The sequence below is a fragment of the Paenibacillus sp. cl130 genome (assembly GCF_900116035.1).
GTDB lineage: Bacteria > Bacillota > Bacilli > Paenibacillales > Paenibacillaceae > Paenibacillus > Paenibacillus polymyxa_B.
Window position 1 is genome coordinate 137,643 of the sequence record NZ_FOYG01000002.1, and the last position, 24,585, is coordinate 162,227.

Consider the following 24,585-nt stretch of genomic DNA (forward strand, 5'->3'; position numbering starts at 1 on the left):
TAAGGGGATGTGACACCTAAATTAGCGCGACAGCAGCCCTTCAAAGGCGGCTTGTGCCTCATGTTTGATACGTTCCTCGTCCATAGTCAGGCATTCGCCGTTTTTCACAACCTGGCGACCGTCTACCCACACATGAGCCACGTCCTTGGCGCTTGCAGAGTATACCGCATGGGAAATAAGATCTGTACGCGGCAAGAAATGTGCCTGATTCAGATCCAACGCGATAAAGTCAGCCTTGTTGCCCGCTGCCAACGCTCCTACTTCTTTTAAACCAATCGACTTTGCACCGTATTCTGTTGCAAGACGCAGCGCTTCACTTGCAGGAACTGCCGTAGGGTCACCGGATACACCCTTGTGAATAAGTGCCGCCAGACGCATTTCCTCGAACATATCCAGGTTATTATTGCTGGCAGGACCATCCGTTCCGAGAGAAACAGTAACCCCTGCACGCAGCAATTCAGGCACTCTGGCCACACCACTTGCCAGCTTCAAGTTGCTACCAGGATTATGCGAAACCGCTACACCACGTTCAGCCAGTAAAGCTATTTCTTCGTCGTTCAAATGAACGCCATGGGCAACAAGCGAAGGACGGGAGAAAAAGCCAAGCTTATCTAAGTGTGCAACTGGACGCAAACCGTAGTCGCGTACGTTTTGCTCCACTTCGGCGATCGTCTCAGACATGTGCGTATGCAGTGGCAAGTCCAGATCATGCGCAGCTTGTACGAATTTTTCAATAAACGCAGGTGGACATGTGTATGGCGCGTGCGGAGACATCATCGTTGTAATACGCCCGTCTGCTTTACCATGCCAGTTACGCGCAAAAGTCACGGCCTCAGCCAGCTTGATTCGCTGTTCTTCTTCCGAGCATAGTCCAATTGCTCCACGCATCAGACTTGCACGAATACCTGACTCTTCAGCTACACGAGCCACCTCATCCATATGATCGTACATATCCAGGAAGGTCGTTGTTCCACCTTTCAGCATTTCCAGCACAGACAAGGACGTACCCCAGTACACGTCCGTAGATGTAAACTTGGCTTCCATAGGCCACATTTTCTCCTGAAGCCATACTTGAAGTGCCAAGTCATCTCCATGCCCACGCAGCAGAGACATCGCCGCATGACCATGAGTATTAATCAGACCAGGTAAAAACAATAGCCCCTTACCATCGATCGCTTCCGTCTCTTCCTCACCCGCAGGCAAAGTTTCGCCAATATAAGTAATACGGCTATCCTCCACAATCATAAAACCATGGACTACCCCAGCTTCTGATCCATTTACGGCAAAAGAGCCGTTTTTAATCATCCATTTATTCACTGTCATATTGTGTTTCTTCCTTTCCGTCCTCCAAATAATAAGCGAGGCTAAGCAAATCAGTTGTAAAGTCTGTGGCATGAATCCGAATGTTGGCCGGTGCCTTGAGAGTAGTCGGTGCAAAGTTCAGAATCGCTCCAATTCCGCTCTCAATAAGCCTGTCAGCCACGTGCTGTGCTTCAAAATCAGGTACGGTAATAATCCCGATTCGAATGTTTTTTTCTCTCACAGTGGCTTCCAGTTCATCCATCGGTTGAACGACCAATGTATTGATCTTGGTCCCTACCTTATCTGGAAACGCATCAAATACTGCTACAATCTTCATATTGTCTTTTAAATAAGCGTTATAATTCGAAAGGGCTTGCCCCAGATTACCCGCACCGACCAATACGACATTAATTTGCTGGTCGATTTTCAGGATATGGCGTATTTTCTCAATTAAATAAGAAACATCATAACCGATACCCTTCCGACCAAAATCTCCAAAATAGGCGAGATCTTTACGGATTTGGGCCGGGTTCAAATCTAGCCTCTGTCCCAACTCTTGAGAAGAGACCGTAGCCACCTCCCGTTTGTGAAGTGCATTCAGATAACGTAAATATACGGGTAACCTCCGTACGACAGCCTCTGAAATTTTATCTGATTTCATACTTGCTCCCCCTAATTGTAACGAACATACTTAGTGTCCGTCCGTTATGCCTCTGTCTCCGGGGCGGATTGGAGCCATTCGGCGATGCGGGGCACCATTTGCTCCGATGGCATATGCTCCATTTTTGGTCCCGGTAACGAGTACAAAAAGTGCTTTCCGTAATAGGATTCGATCACACGCGTATCGTAAACGATAACGACCCCGTGGTCGCTCGCTGTACGTACTAACCGACCAAATCCCTGTTTGAAGCGAATGACCGCTTGTGGTACAGACAGCTTCATAAATGGATTCTTCTTCTGCTGCTGAAGCAGCTCGCTTTTTGCCTCCAGCAACGGGTGATTCGGCGGTTGAAACGGCAAGCGAACAATGGCCAGACAAGTCAGAGCCTTTCCTGGAATATCGACGCCTTCCCAGAAGCTGCTGGTTCCCAGCAATACAGAAGCTTTGGCTTCCTGAAAACGGCGGGTTAGCTTGCTGCGACTCCCACTGTCCACACCTTGTCCCAGCACAGTAATTTCGCTGGATGCTAAGGCCTCTTTGAGCGGCTCATACACTTGCCGGAGCATCCGATAGGAAGTAAACAGAACGAGCATTCTCCCCCGCGTCGCCTGAGCAGTCGCTCCTAGAGAGCTAACGAGCATATCTACAAAGTGTGCATCTCCTACACTGCCCTTCACGCTTGGGAAATCCCGTGGAATGACCAGCAACACCTGATCCCTGTAATTAAAGGGTGACGGGAGCTGCGAAGTCATCAGCCGCTCTTGATCTGCGGCCTCCTGCAAGCCGAGCTGATCGATCATGTACTGAAACGACTTATCTACCGATAAGGTAGCAGACGTCAGAATAATGCTTCTTTTTTTGTCAAAAAACATTTCTTTCAACTGGCGGCTCACATCGACGGGCACCGCATAAAATTGCAATGATTTACTACGGAATTGCCCACTCGCTTCGAGCCAGTATACGGTTGTTTCATCATCGAGTCGGATAAAAAAGCGCAAATTTTCTCGGATTCCCGCCAAATCCTTGAGCAGACCCGTGATATCTGTAATAAGGCTATCTGCCGCATAATCGTCATGTTCTTCCTTGACGTCCAGCATCAGCTTGTCGCCCTTGCGCAAAATTTCGCTCATCGTTACATATAGCTGATTTTCCAAAGCACCCGCCTGATCCCACTTTGCAGGCTTGGCCGAAGGTTTGAGACGGGAAGAAAACTGTCCTGTTTCACCCGGTGTCGCATCGCTTCGCTCTGGCAACATGCCAAACAGCTTGTCGCTTAGCAGGTCCCAAGTTTCCTTAACCTCTAACACGAGCGGATACATCTGGTCGATGGTTGAAGCCCAATCCGCCGACTTCTCGTGCCCCGATTTTGCCAACTGTTGACGAAGTGAAGGCAGTTGTCCATTCTTGCTGTCTTTGAACAGTCGCGTCAGTGTATGCACGAGTGTGAAATATTTCATATGCATACCTAGGTGCTTACCAGCTACTTCCTCCAGGTGATGGGCTTCATCAATCACCAGATGTTCATAGCTCGGCAACAGCTGGTGACTGGCTTTGACGTCTGTGAACAACTTAGAGTGATTCGTAATAACGACATCCGCTATTCCTGCTTCATGGCGTGCACGATGATAATAGCATTTGCGGAACCATGGACAAGAACGACCAAGACAGGACTCTGAATCACTCGCCACCGTTTCCCAGAAATCCCCTCCACGGTTGCTCAGATTCAGTTCTTCATCATCACCGGTTTCTGTTAGCGTCAACCAGACGATCATTTGAGCCGCTGTAATTAAATCTTCCTTCGGTGTCGCGAAGTCTCTTCTGTTTATTTTATGTTCAAACTTACGCAGACACAAATAATGTCCCCGACCCTTGAAAATAGCAGCCCGGAACGGAAACGGAATCACCTTGGTCAGCATAGGAATGTCACGCTCGCGTAATTGCTCCTGCAGGTTGATCGTATGTGTACTTACCATAACGCGCTGTCCTTTTTTTACACTGTGATACAGCGATGGGAGCAAATAACCGAGGGACTTTCCTGTTCCTGTACCTGCTTCGATCAGCAGATGCTTGTCTTCACTCAGTGCCTGATTTACACCCTCAATCATCTGTATCTGCGCCTCGCGCTCCTCATATTGGCTCAAGGATGAACGCAAATTGTCCCGCACATCATCCATGTACTCCTCAAAGGAAACACCTGAAAGTGGATTCGGGTCGTCTTCTCTACGCGGTGCAGCTAGCTCCGTCCAATCTTCCACTTTTAGCGCAAGCTGACGAAAAAACTGATGTCCCTCCAAATCCTGAATAGGATCAAGCTCTTTCTCTTCACGCACCCCATCAAGAAACCATCCGAGGTCACTGTCTTCCTCTGCGAACAAATCGCTAAGCCGCTGTATCGTTATCAGAGGTAATGCTTGAAGCTCACCCAGACACTTTAAAAACACCTCAGCCGTAGCCAACGCGTCGCTGTCTGCTTGGTGAGGGCGATCATGCGCCAGCCCGAACTCAGAAGACACAAAACCCAACTGATACGAAGAAAGCGATGGAAACATAATTTTCAGAAAATCCATTGTATCCAAGATTCTTCCGCTAAACGGTAAATATCCGCACCGATCCAGAGCGTTTTGCAAAAAATTAAAATCAAACGCCACATTATGACCGACCAGCACAACATCGTCCAGCATAGGCACGAGCTCCATCATCATTTCTTCAAGTGCAGGAGCATCCTTGACGTCATCGTCTGTAATTCCGGTCAATCCAGTGATAAAAGGTGGAATAGGTCTGCCAGGGTTCACATAAGAGCCGTAAACACGGGAAATGCTGTTATCATGATCTATAATTGCAAGTCCGACTTGAATGATGTCATCCGCGGACTGGGTGCCTGTCGTTTCAAAATCCAATACCGCAAATTTCATTCGGGCTTAATCCTTTCTTATGACACTTACAAAAATAATAACTCTGTATATTAGCATAGCAGAAGATCGCCTGTTTGGAAATTAAGACAGCCAAAAAAGACGATGCACACGCCGCCTGAGGAGGTGGGCATGCATCGTCTTACTCGGTGTCTGACAACTACATCCAGGTCATCATGGAGCTGTCGTATCGAAGCATTTCGGTACCGGACAAACAGGCTTCCATATTGTGCAGCGGCTCGGGTAACGCAGGATCGAACTGATGTGCGAGAGCAAAACATTTTTGTGCCTCCTCTACGTCAGCCTGCTTTGCCAACAGACAGCCTAGCGCATTATAGATGACCGCCTTTAGTCCTGCCTGCTCAGTCAGGTCCAGCACCTTCTGAAAATGGCATACAGCCTCTGCTGGATCATCTAGTTGAAAATAGGACATTCCCATGTACATACGACTCTGCCAGCTGTTCGGAAAATGCTGTAGTACCTGCTCAAATTGTTGGATCGCCTCAGGGTACATAAGTAATCGATAATACCCTTGCCCCCGATTAAAAGCTGGTAGCTCTTTTTCAGGCAGCTCAGTGTCAGACATATCGGTCTCTGCGGAAAACCCGGCCGCACGCAAGCAAACCATTTTTTCCTCAAAGGCCAGCCACTCATCCATAATTCCGTCACTCATTCTCCGCAGCAGACTCCAGTGCTGTAGCAGCTCCTGCCTGCGGGAGCCCTGGGCTGATGGGTAATGCTTCACGATATCATCTAACATGCTGTTCATTTCTGCGAATACATGCTGGAACATGTGCATCCCGCCCTTATGAAAGATGGATTAATACACTCACATTTTTCGCTTAAAAGACGGGTTTCATCCGCACTCCCATTCATTACATGATCGTCGCGTGTACTTCTTTGTTCATCGTTTGGGCTGGTTTATTATGTTCATCAACAAATACCACTGTTGGTTTGTATGTTTTGGCCTCTTCATTCGACATGGAAGCATAGGAAATAATAATGACTGTATCACCAGGCTGCACCAAACGGGCTGCCGCACCGTTGAGACAGATCACTCCGCTCCCACGCGGTCCGGGGATAACATAGGTTTCCAGTCGAGCTCCATTGTTATTGTTTACAATTTGAACCTTTTCATTCTCCAACAGATCCGATGTCTCCATGAGATCTTCATCTATAGTGATACTCCCCACATAGTTCAGGTTAGCTTCCGTAACGGTAGCGCGGTGAATTTTGGATTTCATCATGGTTCTAAACATGGGAAAGCACCTCCGCCTTCTGTATTCTTATATTGTCAATCAGTCGGGTATTGCCAAATTTCACAGCCAGCGCTACGATGACGTCTTCCTGAACATCACATAGCCGTTGCTCGGGAAGAAGGGGCTCCAGACCGGGAAAAGTTAATATTTCAATGTAATCAATGTCTGCTAAAGGAGAGGAAGTAATGGTGGACTCCACCATTTGATGTAGCTGACGAATCGTAATTGTGTTTGTTACAATATCTTCGCTCACTTCTTGCACCTTACGCAATGACTGGGACAGCACCAACGCCTGCTCGCGCTGTTCTGCACTTAAATACACATTACGGGAGCTGAGGGCCAAACCATCCGCCTCTCTGACGATGGGACAAGGTACGATAGTCACGTTCATATTGAGATCAGTCACCATCTGCTGGAGCACAGCAACCTGCTGCGCGTCCTTCATTCCAAAAAAGGCCAAATCAGGACCTATCATGTTAAAAAGCTTGGCTACCACCGTAGTCACACCATCAAAATGGCCGGGACGGGAGGCACCGCACAAGCGATCTGTCAAAGCGGATACACGAATTTTGGTTTGGGTTGGTTGTGGATACATTTCTGCTACAGTTGGCAAAAATACAATATCCACGCCCTCGCGCCGTGCTACCTCCAAATCACGAGCTTCATCGCGGGGGTAGCTTTCCAGATCTTCATTCGGTCCAAATTGAATCGGATTTACGAAAATGCTAAGCACCACCGTATCTGCCATTTCACGCGCCTTGTGCATCAAGCTCGCATGTCCTTCATGCAGGTATCCCATTGTTGGTACAAAGCCGACTTTATGTTGCTGTAAAGAAGCAGAATCGTTTATTGTTTTTGCTCCGTTTGTCCCAAGCTGCCGACGTTCAGCAATAATCTTGCGCAGCTGAGCCACTTCTCTTACGATGATCATGACCGAGATTCCACCTTTTCCTTAGCTTGTTCCTGTGTCTGTCCTTTTGCCTTACCGTATAGGGATTCCACAACGCGGTCATCCGCGCTGAACACATGCTCTGCGGCCGGAAATGCCCGCCCTTTCACATCACTCACATACTGCTCAATGCTGCTGCGGATCAAGCCGCCTACATCGGCATAGGTTTTAACAAAGCGTTTGCTGAAATAAGGCGATGCGTACTGAATCAGATCGTGATAAACAAGTACCTGACCGTCACATCCACGTCCAGCACCAATTCCAATGGTTGGAATGGAAAGCTCTTTAGAAATCGCTGTTGCCACTTCCTCAGTTACCAATTCCAGTACAACGCCAAAAGCACCCGCCTGCTCCAGCGCCTTGGCGTCCGCCATCAACCGGCGTGCGTCCGCTTCGTCCTTGCCTTGAATGCGATAGCCGCCAATTTGATTAACCGATTGCGGAGTAAGCCCGATATGTCCCAATACAGGCACACCTGCCTGAACAGTTGCTTTTACGATGTCGGCAATTTCAGCTCCGCCCTCCAATTTAACAGCATGCACATGTCCTTCCTGCATCAGACGGCGGATGCCCTGAAGACTTTCTGATACGCTGCTGTGATATGTCATAAAAGGCATGTCCGCTACGATAAATGTATGTTCCGCGCCTCTTGCGACTGCCCGGGAATGGTACACGATATCATCCAAGGTTACAGGGATGGTTGAATCGTAACCAAGAACTACGTTACCCAGCGAGTCACCTACGAGAATCATGTCAATTCCCGCCTCCTCGGCTATTTTAGCCGATGGATAATCATAGGCGGTCAGCATACTGAGCGGAATGCCCTCTTGCTTCATTTTTTTCATTTTCACAATATTCAGTGCTTGTTTTCCTGCCATTGCGAATGGCTCCCTTCCATCTTTTTTTGGCACAAAAAATAACCTTTTATGAACGCCTGTACATCTGCGTCATCAAAAGGTCCGAACAGCCAAAAAAGACACTCATTTTGAGATCGTCCCTTCTGTCTCGGTCCTGTTCGGCTCAGAGCAGAATCCAACGTAACCTTCAAATGAAGTTATGATGGTCTTACAAACTTGCTAAAGTAGAGCATGTGCCCCTGGAGTGCAGCTCGGACCGTCCGATGCCGCCTCCTGCACAGTATAACAAAAAACATCAGCTTTTTCACGTGAAGTTTTGCACAGGGAATAGAACGATTTCGGTCGTTTTCATAGCTAAGGTCGCTTCTATAATTGTATATCCCCTGAAATGACCTGAATTCGCTCTCCCTGATCCGTTTCTATCACGAGTGCCCCGGAAGGGTCCAAGCCAACAGCTGTACCTTCTACAGTTATCCCTTGTCCGGTATGTGCCCGTACACTACGGTTCATAGTCACGGACAAAGCCTCCCACAGCATGGCTATAGGCTGGAACCCCTGCTCGGCATACAACTTACTTAGCTGTTCCATCTCTTCCAGCACTGAGGCAATCAGCACAGTACGGTCAATTTCACGCCCTGCTTCTATTTTCAATGACGTTCCCACCTGCGATAACTCTTCCGGGTAATCTTCTTTATTCAAATTTACGTCAATGCCGATCCCTGCAATACAATAGCGAACCCGTTGATCCTCTGTTGCAGATTCCAACAGAATACCGGATACTTTGCGACCATGAATCAGCAGATCGTTTGGCCATTTGATACCAGCCTCCACACCCGTCAGCCGACGAATGGCTCTACACACTGCTACACCTGTAAGTAGCGTTAGCTGGGGGGTAAAAGCCAAAGGCTGGGTAGGGCGCAACACAATGCTCAACCAGACTCCTTTGCCACGAGGTGAATACCACTTCCGCCCCAGACGTCCCCGACCTGCCGTTTGTTCCTCTGCAAGCACTACTGTCCCCTCTGGCGCGCCCTCTTCTGCCAAACGCATGGCATCCTGCTGAGTGGATACCGTCGAATCCAGTACAACGATACGCTGGCCAAACGATTGGGTATTTAATATATCGGCCAATTTGGAGACTTCTAGCCGATCCGGTCGGGATATCAACCGATAGCCCCGACGCGAGGAGGCATCAATATTGTAGCCCAACTCACGCAGTTTGTTGATCTGCTTCCATACTGCTGTTCGGCTAACCGAGAGCCGTCGGCTGATTTCCTCCCCTGATACGTAATCGGATGTACCTTCCTCCAGTATGCCTAACAATCTTTCATGATTATTCACTACTCATCACCCGTTTCGCTTCCTGAAGCAATGTTTCTGTTTCATTCGGAATATCTCCACAGGCAACAGCTTGTAAAAGCTGTTCCATCATCTGACCCAGCCAAGGTCCGCCTGGTCGATTCATCTCCTGAACCAGTTCATTTCCTGTAATATTTAAATCTTTGATACGAACGACTACAGCCTGCTTTGTCCACAAGCTTGCCAGTTCGGCTGTTTTCGCCACATGCTTTTCTACCCATGGCGGTAATCCGCGGAATGTAGCAGGCAGTGTATTGTAAAGATCAAGCCAGTCTGAAGCTGTATCCTTTCCCAGTCTAATTAGCAGTCGAATCCAGCTACGACGCAGTGCCTCATCGTTGATAATGTCAGACTCCTCCGTAACGGAGTCGCCAGCTATGACACTAGTACTGTAGATTAATTCGGTCTCCCATTCCAGCAAATGAACCAGCCGAAGTCGTACCGCGTTGGAGAAGGTCCAAGCTCTTAGTAGCTCGTCAGCTACCTCTGAGGTAAGTCTACAAGACATTAAGAGCAGGCCCCACCGCAGTTCTTCTTGCAGTTGAACGATCCCCTTGAGCGCTTGTGCTTCACATTGCTCCCAGGGAACCGGAACCTTCGTACAGCCGAGCAATCCGCTACGCCCCAGCATCTCCAACCCACGTAAAGGGTCAGGGCCCGCCAGCATCTTTTCCAGCTCGACCCGCACACGTTCCATGGCTATGTAACGAAGTCCCTCTCTGCGCCGAATCATACCTTTCCAGGTGTTGAATGCAACGCGGAACCGAAATACAGAGGCAAAACGGATGCAACGCAGCATCCGCAACCCGTCCTCCTCAAAGCGTTCCTCGGCTCGGCCTACACAACGAACGAGAGCAGCTCGTAAATCGGCTTCTCCCCCAAACGGGTCCACCCGCTCTCCGTGTTCTGCCATCGCAATCGCATTCATAGTAAAATCCCGTCGCATCAGATCCTCACGGATATCCTTCACGAAGGCAACTTCCGTTGGGCGGCGGTGATCGGCATAACCGCTTTCCGTACGAAAAGTGGTCACCTCGAACGCATGACCACCCTGCATGACCGTAACCGTCCCATGCTGAATCCCTGTCGGAATGACGTGAGGGAATAGCGCTATGACCTGTTCAGGCTCAGCCGAAGTGGTCAAATCCATATCATGAATAGCTCGTCCTAATAGCTCATCCCGCACACAACCACCGACCCAGTAAGCTTCGTGTCCTGCTGCTGTTAGTGTATGTATGACCTCTCTACCATGAAGAGCCATCTCTTGGTCAGCATATTGCCAAGTATTTGTATTCACAGGGTTTCCCCCTTTGCAAGTATTCAATATAAAAAACGGACGCGAGTCCGCCCCCTTAAACGCTGATCGGTTTAAGATCCGGCACCTCGCGTCCCAACACACGGTAATATATTTCTTCATATTGACGGGTAATCAGCTTATCACAGAAAACGGTACGGGCGCGTGTCAGACACGCTTCACGGAAACGTTCCGCCATCGCTTCATCGGACAACAGCTCTACTGCATAATCAGCCATTGCCTCCGTATTACCGATTTCAGCAAGATACCCTGTAGTTCCATGCACAACGAGTTCAGGTACTCCCCCTGCCTGAGAACCGATTGTCGGCACTCCACAGGCCATTGCTTCCAGCGCAACCAGACCAAAACTTTCTTTTTCCGAGGGAAGCAGCAGTACATCCGCCATAGAAATCACTTCTGCGATCTGATCCTGCTTACCTAAAAAGAAGACCTTATCTTGCAGACCTAAAGTCTCGATTTTGCAACGGATTTTTGGAAGATCCGGTCCTTCCCCCACCAACAGAAGCTTCGCAGGTACTTTACGTTGCACTCTTTCAAATATATCCAACACATCTCCCACCCTTTTGACAGGACGGAAATTGGAAATATGCATCATTATTTTTTCATGCGGTTGGGCAAAATCACTTCTAAGCGCAGCGGCATCTCGTGGATAATATACCCGTTTATCTACAAAATTGTAGGTTAAATCAATAGGCCGTGTAATTTCCAACGCATCTATCGTCTCCCGAATCAAATCCTTGGAAACCGCTGTCACAGCGTCACTTTTGTTAATAGCCAGCCGAATCAGGTCCTTCAACGACTCATCCTGTGCCAACACGGTAATGTCCGTACCATGCAAGGTGGTTACCACCTTCAGATGATCACCCACCATTTCCTTCGCCAAGTAAGCGCATACTGCATGTGGTACCGCATAATGAACATGGAGTACGTCCAAATTCTTCATTTGTGCGACTTGGGCCATTTTGGTCGCCAGTGACAAATCATATGGCGGATATCTAAACACGTAATAATCGTTAACTTCAACCTCATGATAAAAAATATTTTTCTGAAACGCCCCGCCTAATCTGAACGGAATGCTATTGGCAATAAAATGAACCTCGTGCCCTTTTTCTGCCAGCAACTTGCCCAGCTCAGTAGCCACTACGCCGGAGCCACCCAGCGACGGATAACAGGTAATTCCAATTTTCAGTTTGTCATTCAAGCTAAGCTGCCTCCTTCCGCCCATCAGTGATAACTTTTCTGCCGATTTATTTTAACATTCTGCAAAATGCTCAAGTATAGAATTCTTATGTCAGGATTTTGCTAAATTCGATTCCAATCGCTCCGAAGTACAAGATATAGACAAACTAAACCATTTCGATCTATATCTTATCATTGGAAGTCGCCTATTGGATTTTTGCAAAATCCTTATGTGAATAGCTTAACCAGGTATGGCGTTTTGGACGCAAAGCCTTCTGCATACGAAATCAGTTTGCGCTGACCCAACAACGAGTCGCGAGCTTTTACGCGTTCTACATATCCCTGATTTAATGGTGTGGATACTGTATCCTTTCCAGGCGTTGCCTGAAATTGCGAAGCATAACTCAACAACGACTGTTCCTTAGCTTCATAATGCTCGGTAATATCCACAATCAAATCCGTTCTGCCAATATCATTAATAAAATAAAAATATAATTGCTCTACCTGTACCGCAGGATTTTCTGGCATAAAGCGTCGCAACTTGGCGTTAAATACCGCTTCCTCCACCAACTTGCTGCACATGACATGGTCTGGATGCCGATCCTCCCAATAAGGAGCGAATACAACTTTCGGTGCATGGCGTCGAATTTCTGCTGTAACTGCAGCTACATGTTCAGGAGTCACATTTAATCCACGATCAGGCAGACCCAAATTCGTACGCACAGCAAGCCCGAGCACTTTCGAAGCATGTTCAGCTTCTGACATACGAGTATCCACATCACCATTGGATGACATTTCAGCCCGCGTCAAATCGCACACGCCCACCTTTAAACCAGCGGCTGTATGCTTGGCAATCGTGCCACCCATTCCTATTTCTGCATCGTCGGCATGGGCTCCGAAAATCAGGATGTCCAACGTCATTTTACATCACCCTGCTGGTCGATGCCCGGTTTATATTTATGTACCAGCTCACGCCAAGCAAAATCGCCACGGTCTAGTGCTTTGACCAGTATTTCAGCAGTTGCAACGTTAGTTGCCAAAGGGATCCCCTGCACGTCACACAAACGTAACAAGGCGCTAATGTCCGGCTCATGCGGTTGTGCCATGAGCGGATCACGCAAGAATATAATCAAGTCCATGTCATTTTGCGCAACCATAGCCCCGATTTGCTGATCTCCTCCAAGCGGCCCGGACATGAAACGGTGAATTTGAAGCTTGGTTTGCTCCATAATGCGCAGACCTGTTGTACCTGTTGAAAATAATTGGTGATCTGTAAAAACATGCTCATAGGCCGTTATGAAATTCACCATTTCATCCTTTTTTCGGTCATGCGCTATAAATGCAATCTTTAACATTCAAAGTTCCTCCTGCCTCATTCTATAATTTCATTCGTCAAATCATTCGCGTATTCTTAATCGATGTAATGCTCAAATCCATATACAAGCCCTGGCTGCTCCATGACCTTCTGAATTCCGATTTTAACACCAGGCATATAGCCCGCCCGTTCATAAGAATCCTGACGAATTTTCAGAGATTGTCCAAATCCTCCGAATATAACTTCTTGCTGTGCGAACACACCGGGAAGACGGACACTGTGGACACGGAACCCTTGATAGTAACCCCCCCGTGATCCTTCTAACGTTTCTTCCTCTTCCGGGTTACCCTGTCGTAGCTCTTCACGCTGTTCGGCGATCAGCTCTGCGGTCTTAATGGCTGTGCCCGATGGCGCGTCCAATTTTTGGTCACCATGATATTCGATGATTTCCAGATGTGGGAAGTATTTCGCTGCCTGAGCCGCAAAACGCATCATCAAAATGACCCCAATCGAAAAGTTTGGCGCGATCAGACCACCAATTTGCTGCTCACGACACTGCTTGTCCAGTTCATCAATCTGTTCGGGGGTAAACCCTGTCGTTCCGATAACCGGACGAACTCCATGCTTGATAGCAAGCGCTGTATGTGCGTACGCAAAACGCGGCCCCGTAAAATCGACCATGACATCCGCACGACTCTCCAGTAAAGCCTGCTCCACATCCTCCACAATAGCGATACCCGCTTCCGGTAGTCCGACGAGAAGGCCGGCATCACTGCCGGCATGTGTTCTGTTCACTGCGGCCACAAGCTGTAGTTCCTCATCCTGAAGAACCAATTTGATAACTTCACGGCCCATACGCCCTGCTGCTCCTACAACAGCCACTTTTATTGGTTCTGACATATCCCTACAACTCCTTATGCATCCATTTGTGTTAGATCTGTTCATTCATCTGCTGGCATAACTTCTTCATGAGGTTGGCAAGCTGCACATTGTGAGGAAACAGTGCAGCCGCCTCACGAGCAGCCTGCACAGCCAGCTTATACTCATTCAATTCGTCATAAATCAATGCAAGCAGCAAAAAAGCATCCCCACATAACGGATCGAGGGCTATTGCTCGTTCCAGTAGTAAAATCGCATCCTGACGCACCTGTGGCGTAGCTCTGTCAACATCCAGCATTTTTCTGGCCTTCTCCGTATGCTGCCTGGCTTCCTGCGCATGCAGATGGAGAACATATTCATCCTGCTGTGGAGCAAGACGAACCGCATGCTCTGCATATGCGAGAGCCTGCTCCAAACGACCACTGCGAGCATAGGTAACCGAGCACCGGAAATAATGCTCCGCATGATCAGGCTGGGCTGAAATTGCTTTTTCAAACCATTCCACGGCCTGCTCAAAATCGTTCTGCAAAATGCACTGATAAGCTTTCTGAACGTATTCCTCCGCCTTCATGACACTGCACCTCCGGGTAACCGGTTTGGTACAGCATATGTACAAAACGCCTAATCGGTGTCCTTTTTAGTCCAGCGATTCGCGTCACGCGTGTTAAATTTTTGCATGACCTTATCATGAGCCTCGGTCAAATTTATACCTAGTGAGTTCGCAAAGCAAACTGTGATGAACAAAATGTCCCCCAGCTCTAGCTCAATGGAATTGTCCGCCTCATCCGTTTTTTTCGGTTTCTCGCCAAAGGAGTGATTGACTTCCCTCGCCAGTTCCCCGACTTCCTCAGACATCCGGGCCAACATCGCCAAAGGGCTAAAATACCCTTCCTTAAATTGAGATATATACTGGTCTACCTCACGTTGAATTTCATCTAATGATTTTTCCATGAAACACGCAATCCCCCCATGTGCAGGTTTATTCATATGTTATCGTAAAGCACATTTTAAAACAAATTTTTTTTAATTGTGTACTTATGATCCCAACTTACAGTCATCAGTCTTTTAAAGCTAGCGTAAAAAGGTATACTACATATAAGGAGCTGCGATTTAGCAAAATCAGCATGAAGTCGTTCTTCCTTAAACTGCTACTGCGAGGGATTATATGAAGATATCCAAGTCCATGGAACAGCTTAAAATGATTTTATCCATTGTGCTCGGGACCGCCATCTATGCATTCGGTCTGCTTTATTTTATTATACCCAGTAAACTGATGGAAGGTGGTATTACAGGGATCACCCTGCTGCTTAATTATGCTTTTTCGATTTCACCCTCTCTCTCCACATTACTTCTGAACATTCCTTTATTTTTAATTGGTTGGAAAATGCTTGGGGGCAAGCAAATTCTATATACAGGGGTAGGTATCGGGTCGCTCACTTTTTTTCTGTGGTTATTTGAAAAAATGATTCATTTCGGATGGATGGGAACGTTTCAGACTGAACACGATTTTATACTTTCTTCATTATATGCAGGGGTTACGCTTGGGGCCGGGTTAGGTATTGTGTTCCGCTTTGGCGGCACTACGGGCGGCTCGGATATTATCGCTCGTATTCTAAACCGGAAGTTTGGCTGGAGTATGGGAAGGATTCTGCTGGTCATTGATATTGTCATTATCGGTGCTTCACTACTTTACATACCAAAAGAAAAAATTCTATATACATTAGTCGCCGTGTTCATCGCGTCCAAGATTATTGATTTTATACAAGAAGGGGCCTATTCCGCCAGAGCCTTTATGATTATCAGCGACCACACGATGGACATTGCGGATATTATTATTAGGGACATGGATCGCGGAGTTACTATTATTCCGGCTGTAGGTGCATTTTCCAAGCAGGCCAAGCATGTTGCCTATTGTGTCGTGCCTCGTCAGGAAATACGACGTTTGCACCAAATTGTTAAATCGGTTGATCCACGGGCGTTTATTATCATACAGGATGTGCATGATGTACATGGAGAGGGGTTCAAAGAGGAATAGCCCGGAAATCCGGGCGATGGGCTAACCTATATGGATGGCTCAGCAGCCAACGACGCGAATGTTTGAATTTTGCATCGTTATCCAGAGAGACCAGCTCGATATTTACGATAACCTGCATAGACCAGCGCCAGCAGAACAATCATGCCGATTGCCAATTCTGCCCGGCGCTCACTTTCACGCGGGATAAATGGCGCCAGGGCAGTGGCGTCTTTTTCACGTCCAAACAAGGCATTAAACGTCGGATTCCCCTGATCCAACGCCCCTCTAATCGCTGAGGCATCTGCATTTTGCTGATCCCCCAAACCTTTGACGTAGGAAATCCATGAATCAGCCCGGACAACTTCACTTGTTCTGCCATGAATCAATGCTGCTGTACGGATCGTCTCATAGTGGTCCTCCAGCACTGCGGCTCCAGCTTTGAAACCCTTCATGTTACCTTTAGCAAACTGGCTGTTCAAGCCACTAACATCTTCTTTTAAAATCTTATAATACTGCTGCCATAAAGGCTGACGCGGATGTGCAAGCGCATCGGTCGCAAGTCGTAAATTGGCCGCAGCCTTCACCCACTCATCCGGTGATGCTTGGACGGACTGTGTAGCTTGCTGCACCTCAAGGATGCTGCCGGACAAAGCATGAATGGCCTCTACAGATAACGCTGCCTGCACCTGTCCGGTGCCAAACCATCGACTCACCTCGGCTACATCCGCGCGCGCTTTTTCAATGTTCCCGTCCATGACATCCCGGTACAGTATCGCAGCTGCATGATCTAGTTCCTCAATTTCTTTTGTATTTCCTATGGGTTTTGACTGATCACGCGCTTCTGCCACACCTGGAGGGACGCAGACAGACAGCAGCAGGACCATAGATAAAACAACACTCGAAACAATACGTATCATAATTTGAAACGCCTGACCCCTAAACATGGGACATCCCTCCTCACCTTACTGTATGGCAAGGTTACCGGGACTAGAACTTGCTTTAGGACGAATCGTTTGAAGCCGGGTTATGCCCGGGACAAAATAGGAAACATTCGTTGGTTTTCTTTACATGTGTTTTGATCTTTAGTTTTATAAAATAGCGTCGTATCTTCCTGTTTCAACAGAGAAATATTGCAGCCTTCCTGTTCTCTTGGTGTAAAGCCAAAAACAACCTTCTTCGTTTCTTGTTTCGTTACCGCTGACAGTATGATATCCATAGGAATTTCGCCCGTTCCATAAATATCGTAACAATTCATCGTATCCCCTTCAAAATCTGCAACCACAATCGTATCGTATTGAGGTATATACCAAAATTTATCATTAAAAAACGAGATGGCATAGAATAAGACCAGCCATTCACTACTTTTCGCAGCAAAAAGTGAATACGGATTTAATCTAGCACTTTTATTTTTCAGTAAATTTAAATCCGACTGCTCTTCCATGTTCAATTTCTCAACTTTAATGTCTACGTTGTTTGCGGTTACTTTCCGGTTTAATTGATATTCTTGTACCGAAACAAACCCGAATTTAGGGTAAAAATTCTTCACACTATCATTTGCGAACAAATACATAGCATCACAGTTGCCCTGCCAATCTTCTAATACACGTTCTATTAAAAACCGGCTCAACCCTTGATTTCTATAGTTGGTATCCGTCATTACAGTTCCGATTTGGATATACTTTCTTATTTCACCCGACAAACAAAAATCCATCAGACTTATAGATACATTAGCCACAACAGCCTCCCCATCTAAAAGTACGTAAGGGATATATTTATCATTCCAAAAGCCCAATTGATACCAAGCCTCAAAATCAAAACCAAAGCTTTGTTTGGCTAATTGATTAAAGCTCTTTCTTATTTTAAGATCATCACGGATTCCTTTTTTAAATATATATTCTTTTTGGCTTATAACAATATTCATCTCTATTTCTCCACTTCTACTCCCATTCGATTGCGCCCAAACATGGCAAGCCATGTCGCTATGATACTGACAAGGGTCAGCATATAGGTAAAAGCACGCACTTGCGGTACATCATCCGTTAGCGTCTTCGGAAGATACGGATATATGCCAAATGTATAATCCATCGTATCATTTAACAATGTCCAGAGTGCAGCTAGGCATAAAGCAGTCCATTTGCAGGTGAAAAAACGCACGAACAGTAACACTTCGACCGCCATTGCCGTGTGAGATGCCACCAGCATCCAATCCTGCCATATCATGTGTCCCCCCTGCGCGACTCCCCAAAAAATAATAGCCGAAGCCCAGATGCCATATTTTACACTCGTGACAACAGCCAACGCCTCCATGATCTGGCGAATGACCTTTAAGCTCTTGAGATGCGGAGAATAGAGCAAAAATGCTATAGAGATCGTAAAAAACAGACTCGCCGTCGGACTATCAGGCACAAATACAATCTGCCACAACGGGTGATAATTTAGTGTATATTCCAACTGCCCCCCATACCATATGTACCCATACACTGTTCCCACAAAATTACACCAGAACAGCAGCCACAAAAAAGGCCGGCTCGTCAAGAACGACCGGCTCCACAAATAAGATAACGACACGTCCTTCATCCTCCGTTCATACGACAGTTACCTTGTACAGGCTCCATCCTACAAAGACTATATCATATCCAAGCGTATCAAAAAAACCTGACCGCCGCTACAGTCAGGTTTGATGATTATAATCTCGAACTAACGATTTGTCTGAAATCCAACTTAGGGTTCCTAAAATTGTTCTAACTCATTGCTTTCAGCTCATCCGTAAGATGACGAAAAGCTACTTCATCTCCGGAGGCTAGCGCCTCATCAATATCCTTGTAGAGTTTTTCACTCCGGTGTTTACGTAATGCCTCGTCCAAAACCATCTCAGCAGACAGGCCCAACATTACTTCATAAGTAACCTTCATTTTATCCATAGGATGCACCTCCAACATGAGTTTAAGAGATCCTATATTCTTTTCCTTTCGCCACATAGCTGAGTGCCGTTCGTGACATCCGCTGCAAATCTGCATCTGTCAATTCGCGCACCACTTTGGCAGGTGTACCGAGAGAAAGAGTATAGGGTGGTATTTTGGTATTTTCCGTAACGACCGACCCTGCTCCTATTAAAGCATATTCACCAAGCTCCGCTCCGTTGAGTACAATGGCCCCCATACCGATTAAAGTGCCTTTGCCTACCGTACAACCGTGGATTATTGCAGCATGACCTACCGAAATGTCATCCGCCAGCAACAGGGGCTGATCCGTGTTCACATGTCCCACGACACCGTCCTGAATATTGCAGCGTTCACCGATGATGATAGGCGCCATATCTCCGCGCAGTACGGCATTAAACCATACAGAGGAATCTTGACCGATCGTTACTTTTCCGACAATTTTTGCTCCTTCTGCCATATAGACAGATGAATGGAGCTGTGGCATGTTTCCGTTATAGTGAATCAGCATCAACTTCACCCTCTCATTTTGGGTGAAATTCTATCAACATGTGTGCTGCTTGTCAATGGAGCCGTATACCCGAGTCGTTCCGCCCAATGCGGCACTCTCCCGCCAACTTCAGCCCCCAGGCCGTCATCTGTACAGATGGTCCTGTCGAATGATCACCCTGACGAAGCATACCCAAGTGAAGCATCATTCGTATAATCCTCTGATCAAAGACCGAACGGGGCGTATCATAGTAAAACGGTCGAATCAGTGGGCCGATATGTACAAAAAGCGACTCTGAGGACGTCCAAGGCCTGGCACATTCTCCAATCCAGTAGACTAGAGAGAGCAAATTAGGAACGGCTCCTTTATACAATCTTAACCAAAACCTGAATAGCTGTATCATTTCCTGCTCAATTGTATGCTCCTGATGCGCTTCTCCCTTTGCCGTCAGCACAACTTGGTCCCCTTTCTCCTCAATGTACTTGGAGTGACGGGCATAATCATACAGTAGTGCCATTCGGTCTGGATAAAACTTAAAAGAGGAGCCATACCCGAAACGCCATCCTCCCTTACCCAAAAGCGGCTCCGCAATGTGCAAATGCTCCATCAGCTGCTGCTGATTGCGACGATACCAAGCTCCCTCGGGATTTAGCGGAACCTCATGCTGCCCCATGTATTGAAGGAAAAGCCGTAAATCCTCTGCCAGCAGATGCCCTTCATCCCGGTACGACGACGGTTCGCTCACCCGTGTCATTCCGCTTTGGAAGTCATGTACCATAACACGTCGAAAACGCTCCTTCATATCCAACGGAATTTGGAACAAATACCTCGTATTGTGCGTCGAACCATTGAACAACCAGCCACTAGAACGCAGACGGGTCACAATATCCCTTGGCCGCTCACCAGGACTTTCGTCCTCCTCAACAGACTGTTTGGCTATTGCAACCAATTCCTCCATGCTGAAATACGGTCGGTCATCGAACAGCAGCGCGTTCAAAAACCTTACCTCTGACAACCTCAGCTCCTTGACCTGCGTCTCAAAAAAACTACTGCTGCCGAGCTTCGTCAAAATCCCCTGGATCAACTCATGCTTGGAATTAGGTTTACAGTCACAATCGTAATACACCGCGATTCTGTTCAAATGCACAATATCCGCAAATGTCAGCATATCCGCCAGATTCATTGTTCCATCGCCTCGTCACTGGACTGTCATCCGGAATTGATTCTTACCTGTTGTACCCACAGCTTTGACGGATTGTTCAGACTCTAAACCTCTTTTTTGCAAAGGTATAATTAAAAAACAAAAAAGACCACGACTTCTACGATAAGTAGAAGCCTTGGTCTTTTACTAACTTTTTGAGTTACAGTCACTTTTCTCTTGCAAATGCTTCGTGCAATTATACAAAAGTGGTGCCCAATCCATATCCTCACGCTGGAGTACGCTAAGTGACAAATTGCCGATTCGTTCCGTGAATTTTTCCTGATACAGAGCCTTATACAAATTAGCCAAAAAACCGCCGTGGGAAACGACCAGCAGATTCTTGTCCCGATTTTCCGTCCAAATGGCCTCCATAAAAGCTAGCCCACGAAGCTGAAGATCTGCATCGCTTTCCTGCCCGAGATCCAGCAGATGCCAGTCGACTCCCCACTTCTCTTCACGCTCGGCCTGCGTCATGCCCTCGACCTGACCATAAGCACGTTCTCTTAGTCGATCATCAGACTCTAACAACGGGAGATGCAGAGCAGAAGCAATAATCTCCCCGGTCTCTTTCGCTCTGGAGAGACTACTTGTAATAAGCCCGTCCCAATGATAAGGCTCTTCCTTTAATCGTTCTGCTAGCAAGCGTGCCTGTCGGCGCCCTTCCTCATTCAACGGAATATCACTGTGGCCCTGGATTTTCCCTACCGCATTCCAATCCGTCAATCCATGTCTGATCAAGCCAATAAGCATCGTGTCGTTTCCTCCGCTGTTTTGTTATTCAGTCATTGTTATGAATTCATATTGGACCAGCTGTCCTGCTAATTTCTGACCCTTCTCGCCCGATGGATCCAGCCCAGAGAAAATAAAGCAAGCGCAAGTGCCAATACAGACAACAGCATCCAGTATTGCGGATAAGTAGGAACAATGCTAGCAACCAGCGGGTCCATAATGCCACTATTCACATCTTTAATGTGGTATTGATATTGTGGAGATGTACTTGTAGTTTCCAACAGGCCTGTCGGTAAAATACCAGTGTCCATGACAGGAGCTGCTTGAGGGGGATTTTCCTGAGAGGAGCTTCCATTCCAGTTCAAAAACAAAAAGCTGCATAAAAATACGGCCAAGAAGCCGGCGATCCATACAGACATATACTTACGGGCTGCTGGGTTCACACGCGCACGTCGATGCTCGCCCGGAACAAGCCACGGTGATTCTTCATAAATTCGATCCATGACCCTGCGATTCATTGCCTCTAGCTTATCATCTGTTATTTCAAAGGAAATATCACGAATGGCGGATCGATTTTCTTTTGACAAATCCCACTCTTTTTCTTCCGAACCATGCTCCCACCCAGCAGACGAGCTTTTGGCCCGTCTGCGCTCCGAGTCTTGTTTCGATACATTTTTGCCTGTAGCGAACAAATCCTCAGTGTCCCTGGATTTCATTGGCTGCTCATCCCTTCGTTTTCCTCATAGAGAGGCTCAAAAAAATAAGGCTCCAACTGCGTCTTCACACTGGTTCTTGCCCGGAAAAGCAATGACTTCACCGCACTGACCGTCTGTCCTAAAATAGTCGCAATCTCCTGATAATCTAATTGCTCATATTCACGCAAAATCAGCGCAGATCGCTGCTTCTCAGGCAATCTATTGATCGCTTCACGAACCATCTCTACCTTCTCACCGCGAAGGACGGCCTGCTCCGGAATTACATCCGATGGAGCTACCGGTACATAACCGCTCTCCTCCAATGGAACCTGACCGCTACGGTGCTTGCGAAGCTCACTTAGCACCGTATTGCGTGCAATTGTATATAACCAAGTGGAGAACGATGCGTCTACCTCGCGAAAAGAGTGCAGGCTCCGATACGCTTTATAAAACGTCTCTGAGCATAAGTCCTCAGCAATCATTTCCAGGTTCGAACTTTTCAGCATATGATAAACAAAAGCTAAAATTTTACGTTGGTGCCGCCTCATTAATTCTGAATAAACCTCAACATTACCTTGTTTGATTTCCTGAATCATCTGGGAATCTGTCATCATCCGAGTGAGACCCTCCTCGCCCATACATGTGCTGTTTTCCCGTTCGATTCTGTCTATATATACCGAACAGGTCAAAAAAAGTTGCGCCCTCTGCGCAAATGGATGAAACAGCATCATGGAACATTTGTTATTTTCTTACCCTATGTAGTGCCAACATTAACGGTGCTATCCCCAACAATATTCAACATCCAAAATGGACTTACCCATTGTACCACAAAATGACCGCCAGTAAAAAAGTCCAAAATCCCCACGATTTCCATCAATGCCTCCCTAACGCTGGCAACTAATTCATTTATACAGCTTTTCAATGGATTTTAAATTTTTTCAAGATTAAATGACTAACCGATTGAAAGTGTTCTATTCAAATGCACCAATAAGGATAAATACACAAAAAGAAAACGCTTTAAAAAAATATTGACAAAATGAAAACGTATACATATAATAAAAGTACAGTATGGTTTCTCTCCACTCCTATCCTACTCAGCTACTTCACTAAAAGTAGCTACCACCCGGGGCTTTACCCGGGTGGTCTTTTTTTATTCAAAAAAAGGAGCTTTAAAAAAAGCGGACGAAGAAACCTTCGTCCGCTCTAAATCTTTTCTACTACTTCACTCCCAGAAAGTGCGTGTTGCTTTTAAGGCGGTCAGTAGCGCAGAGGTTCATTTGAATCTGGAGAAGCGGAGCGTTCGCCTTTGCCACCGGATTTTCCCATTAAAGAATCTGATCGAAAAAAATCCGGCGGCAACAGCGATCGTAAGATTAAATGAATCGCGAAGCGGCCTCCTTAACGAACATCTCACTTTCCTTCCTATACCACCACTTTATAGCCCATCGAATCCAGCAGAGTCTTAGCACGCTCCCAATCCTGCTCTTGACGGAAGGAAAGCCGCATGATGCCTGGGACATCCTCCCGGCTTTCAATGATTTGCATATTGCTCAGATTAATGCTGTGATTACCGAGTTCCATAGCAATTCGCCCGATAATCCCTGGGGTATCCGGTACATCAATATACAGATCAAACGTGGAGACGATGACTCCTTTGCGACGCTCTGGCAGTTCACTGCGGAAGTGCCCAGCTGTCAAAAACTCGTCAGCTATTCCCTCACCGTCTTGTATTCTCAGTAAATGGGTAAAACGCTCAATCTGTCCGTTCCATTCTTCCAACAGACCTAGTAAAACTTCACGATTGCTCAGTAAGATGTCACGCCACACAACCGGATCACTAGAGGCTATCCGTGTAATATCACGGAACCCACCGGCAGCCAATGTACGGTACAACGGATTTTCATCATTGTGCTTTCGCACCTGATTCACCAGCGCCGCTGCAATAATGTGCGGAAGATGGCTAATCGCGCCGACAATGTCATCGTGCATATCAGGTTGGACACGCACAACATGAGCACTAGTATATTTTAACAAACGTTCCAGTGAACTGTATGCTTCCTCTGGCACATCCTCTGCCGGGGAAAGCACATAATATGCGTTTTCAAACAGCAACGCGGAAGCAGCCTTTACACCGGAACGCTCTGAACCGGCCATTGGATGACCACCGATAAAGTAAGCGTTGCGCAAAGAAATTTCTGATGCTTTCTTGGCAATTGCCGATTTCGTGCTGCCTACATCAGTGATAATACAACCCGCTTTAAGCGGTAACTTGCTTAACAGTTCGAGATAATGCTCCAGTAAGCCCACAGGTACGCATAAAAAAATAAAATCGGCATCCGCTGCCGCTTCTTCAACCGAGAGAGTCGCGGTGTCCACGACACCACGGCTTAACATCGGTTCCATCAGTTCAGGGAGATGAGCATGGCCGGCAACAGTAATATCTGGCTTCCCTTTAAAACAAAGTGCGAGGGACCCACCAATCAGTCCCACGCCGAAAATGGCAATCTTCATCAATTATCAAATCCCATCTGCG

At 47.0% G+C, this 24,585-nt stretch carries 26 protein-coding genes; 1 reads left to right on the forward strand and 25 read right to left on the reverse strand.

Annotation, left to right across the window (positions count from 1 at the left end; all coding sequences use genetic code 11):
* Positions 1-21: 21 nt before the first annotated feature.
* The 15 genes from BM358_RS06960 to BM358_RS07030 form a co-directional block, all read right to left on the reverse strand.
* Positions 22-1,323 carry an amidohydrolase gene (locus BM358_RS06960; RefSeq protein WP_023989134.1) on the reverse strand — a complete coding sequence of 434 codons (1,302 nt, stop codon included), beginning with the start codon at positions 1,321-1,323 and terminating at the stop codon, positions 22-24.
* Positions 1,310-1,963 carry a redox-sensing transcriptional repressor Rex gene (locus tag BM358_RS06965; RefSeq protein ID WP_023989135.1) on the reverse strand — a complete coding sequence of 218 codons (654 nt, stop codon included), beginning with the start codon at positions 1,961-1,963 and terminating at the stop codon, positions 1,310-1,312. Before BM358_RS06965 ends, BM358_RS06960 begins: the two co-directional genes overlap by 14 nt.
* A 44-nt stretch (positions 1,964-2,007) precedes the next feature.
* Positions 2,008-4,875 carry an ATP-dependent DNA helicase DinG gene (gene dinG / locus BM358_RS06970; protein ID WP_028540651.1) on the reverse strand — a complete coding sequence of 956 codons (2,868 nt, stop codon included), beginning with the start codon at positions 4,873-4,875 and terminating at the stop codon, positions 2,008-2,010.
* A 157-nt stretch (positions 4,876-5,032) separates the two neighbouring features.
* Positions 5,033-5,665 (reverse strand): tetratricopeptide repeat protein, encoded by a 633-nt coding sequence (locus BM358_RS06975; RefSeq protein WP_025723100.1) that lies wholly within the window; start codon positions 5,663-5,665, stop codon positions 5,033-5,035.
* An 82-nt stretch (positions 5,666-5,747) separates the two neighbouring features.
* Complete coding sequence (panD, locus tag BM358_RS06980; RefSeq protein WP_013371641.1) at positions 5,748-6,131, reverse strand: aspartate 1-decarboxylase; 384 nt, start codon at positions 6,129-6,131, stop codon at positions 5,748-5,750.
* Complete coding sequence (panC, locus tag BM358_RS06985; protein WP_023989138.1) at positions 6,124-7,062, reverse strand: pantoate--beta-alanine ligase; 939 nt, start codon at positions 7,060-7,062, stop codon at positions 6,124-6,126. The genes panD and panC overlap by 8 nt, the downstream gene beginning before the upstream one ends.
* Positions 7,059-7,958: a 3-methyl-2-oxobutanoate hydroxymethyltransferase gene (gene panB / locus BM358_RS06990; RefSeq protein WP_028540650.1), complete on the reverse strand. Its 900-nt coding sequence runs from the start codon at positions 7,956-7,958 to the stop codon at positions 7,059-7,061. Before panB ends, panC begins: the two co-directional genes overlap by 4 nt.
* Positions 7,959-8,303: 345 nt before the next feature.
* Positions 8,304-9,278 (reverse strand): biotin--[acetyl-CoA-carboxylase] ligase, encoded by a 975-nt coding sequence (locus tag BM358_RS06995; protein WP_028540649.1) that lies wholly within the window; start codon positions 9,276-9,278, stop codon positions 8,304-8,306.
* Entirely contained in the window at positions 9,271-10,593 is a 1,323-nt protein-coding gene (locus BM358_RS07000; RefSeq protein ID WP_028540648.1) for a CCA tRNA nucleotidyltransferase, read from the reverse strand. Before BM358_RS07000 ends, BM358_RS06995 begins: the two co-directional genes overlap by 8 nt.
* Before the next feature lie 55 nt (positions 10,594-10,648).
* Positions 10,649-11,812, reverse strand: a complete 1,164-nt coding sequence (gene bshA, locus BM358_RS07005; protein ID WP_023989143.1) for an N-acetyl-alpha-D-glucosaminyl L-malate synthase BshA — start codon at positions 11,810-11,812, stop codon at positions 10,649-10,651.
* 206 nt (positions 11,813-12,018) lie between these two features.
* A complete protein-coding gene (gene bshB1 / locus BM358_RS07010; protein ID WP_023989144.1) occupies positions 12,019-12,711 on the reverse strand; it encodes a bacillithiol biosynthesis deacetylase BshB1 in 693 nt (230 codons plus the stop codon).
* Positions 12,708-13,145: a methylglyoxal synthase gene (mgsA, locus tag BM358_RS07015; RefSeq protein ID WP_023989145.1), complete on the reverse strand. Its 438-nt coding sequence runs from the start codon at positions 13,143-13,145 to the stop codon at positions 12,708-12,710. The genes bshB1 and mgsA overlap by 4 nt, the downstream gene beginning before the upstream one ends.
* Before the next feature lie 56 nt (positions 13,146-13,201).
* On the reverse strand, positions 13,202-14,005 hold the full coding sequence (dapB, locus tag BM358_RS07020; protein WP_023989146.1) for a 4-hydroxy-tetrahydrodipicolinate reductase: 804 nt from the start codon (positions 14,003-14,005) through the stop codon (positions 13,202-13,204).
* 31 nt (positions 14,006-14,036) lie between these two features.
* Positions 14,037-14,555: a tetratricopeptide repeat protein gene (locus BM358_RS07025; protein WP_013310696.1), complete on the reverse strand. Its 519-nt coding sequence runs from the start codon at positions 14,553-14,555 to the stop codon at positions 14,037-14,039.
* A gap of 50 nt (positions 14,556-14,605) precedes the next feature.
* Entirely contained in the window at positions 14,606-14,935 is a 330-nt protein-coding gene (locus BM358_RS07030) for a nucleotide pyrophosphohydrolase (protein WP_023989148.1), read from the reverse strand.
* Between the two features lie 214 nt (positions 14,936-15,149).
* On the opposite strand from BM358_RS07030, the gene BM358_RS07035 reads away from it, so the two are divergent.
* Positions 15,150-16,019 carry a YitT family protein gene (locus BM358_RS07035; protein WP_023989149.1) on the forward strand — a complete coding sequence of 290 codons (870 nt, stop codon included), beginning with the start codon at positions 15,150-15,152 and terminating at the stop codon, positions 16,017-16,019.
* 77 nt (positions 16,020-16,096) lie between these two features.
* On the opposite strand, the gene BM358_RS07040 is transcribed toward BM358_RS07035, so the two are convergent.
* From BM358_RS07040 to BM358_RS07085, 10 genes are all read right to left on the reverse strand, one after another.
* Complete coding sequence (locus BM358_RS07040; RefSeq protein ID WP_023989150.1) at positions 16,097-16,942, reverse strand: sporulation protein YpjB; 846 nt, start codon at positions 16,940-16,942, stop codon at positions 16,097-16,099.
* An 80-nt stretch (positions 16,943-17,022) separates the two neighbouring features.
* Positions 17,023-17,919 carry a GNAT family N-acetyltransferase gene (locus tag BM358_RS07045; protein ID WP_028540647.1) on the reverse strand — a complete coding sequence of 299 codons (897 nt, stop codon included), beginning with the start codon at positions 17,917-17,919 and terminating at the stop codon, positions 17,023-17,025.
* Positions 17,920-17,921: 2 nt separating this feature from the next.
* The gene (locus BM358_RS07050; protein ID WP_028540646.1) at positions 17,922-18,566 is read right to left on the reverse strand and encodes a DUF1405 domain-containing protein; all 645 of its coding nucleotides are present in this window, start codon (positions 18,564-18,566) and stop codon (positions 17,922-17,924) included.
* Between the two features lie 173 nt (positions 18,567-18,739).
* The gene (locus BM358_RS07055; protein WP_013371655.1) at positions 18,740-18,919 is read right to left on the reverse strand and encodes an IDEAL domain-containing protein; all 180 of its coding nucleotides are present in this window, start codon (positions 18,917-18,919) and stop codon (positions 18,740-18,742) included.
* Positions 18,920-18,941: 22 nt separating this feature from the next.
* Positions 18,942-19,448 carry a gamma carbonic anhydrase family protein gene (locus BM358_RS07060; RefSeq protein WP_023989153.1) on the reverse strand — a complete coding sequence of 169 codons (507 nt, stop codon included), beginning with the start codon at positions 19,446-19,448 and terminating at the stop codon, positions 18,942-18,944.
* Between the two features lie 52 nt (positions 19,449-19,500).
* Positions 19,501-20,610: a hypothetical protein gene (locus BM358_RS07065; RefSeq protein ID WP_023989154.1), complete on the reverse strand. Its 1,110-nt coding sequence runs from the start codon at positions 20,608-20,610 to the stop codon at positions 19,501-19,503.
* 165 nt (positions 20,611-20,775) lie between these two features.
* On the reverse strand, positions 20,776-21,378 hold the full coding sequence (locus BM358_RS07070; RefSeq protein ID WP_028540645.1) for a histidine phosphatase family protein: 603 nt from the start codon (positions 21,376-21,378) through the stop codon (positions 20,776-20,778).
* A gap of 68 nt (positions 21,379-21,446) precedes the next feature.
* Positions 21,447-22,073, reverse strand: coding sequence for a hypothetical protein (locus BM358_RS07075; protein WP_025723085.1), 627 nt, complete (start codon positions 22,071-22,073; stop codon positions 21,447-21,449).
* Positions 22,070-22,666 carry an RNA polymerase sigma factor gene (locus tag BM358_RS07080; protein WP_013310707.1) on the reverse strand — a complete coding sequence of 199 codons (597 nt, stop codon included), beginning with the start codon at positions 22,664-22,666 and terminating at the stop codon, positions 22,070-22,072. Before BM358_RS07080 ends, BM358_RS07075 begins: the two co-directional genes overlap by 4 nt.
* Before the next feature lie 808 nt (positions 22,667-23,474).
* Positions 23,475-24,563: a prephenate dehydrogenase gene (locus BM358_RS07085; protein ID WP_028540644.1), complete on the reverse strand. Its 1,089-nt coding sequence runs from the start codon at positions 24,561-24,563 to the stop codon at positions 23,475-23,477.
* Positions 24,564-24,585 lie beyond the last annotated feature (22 nt).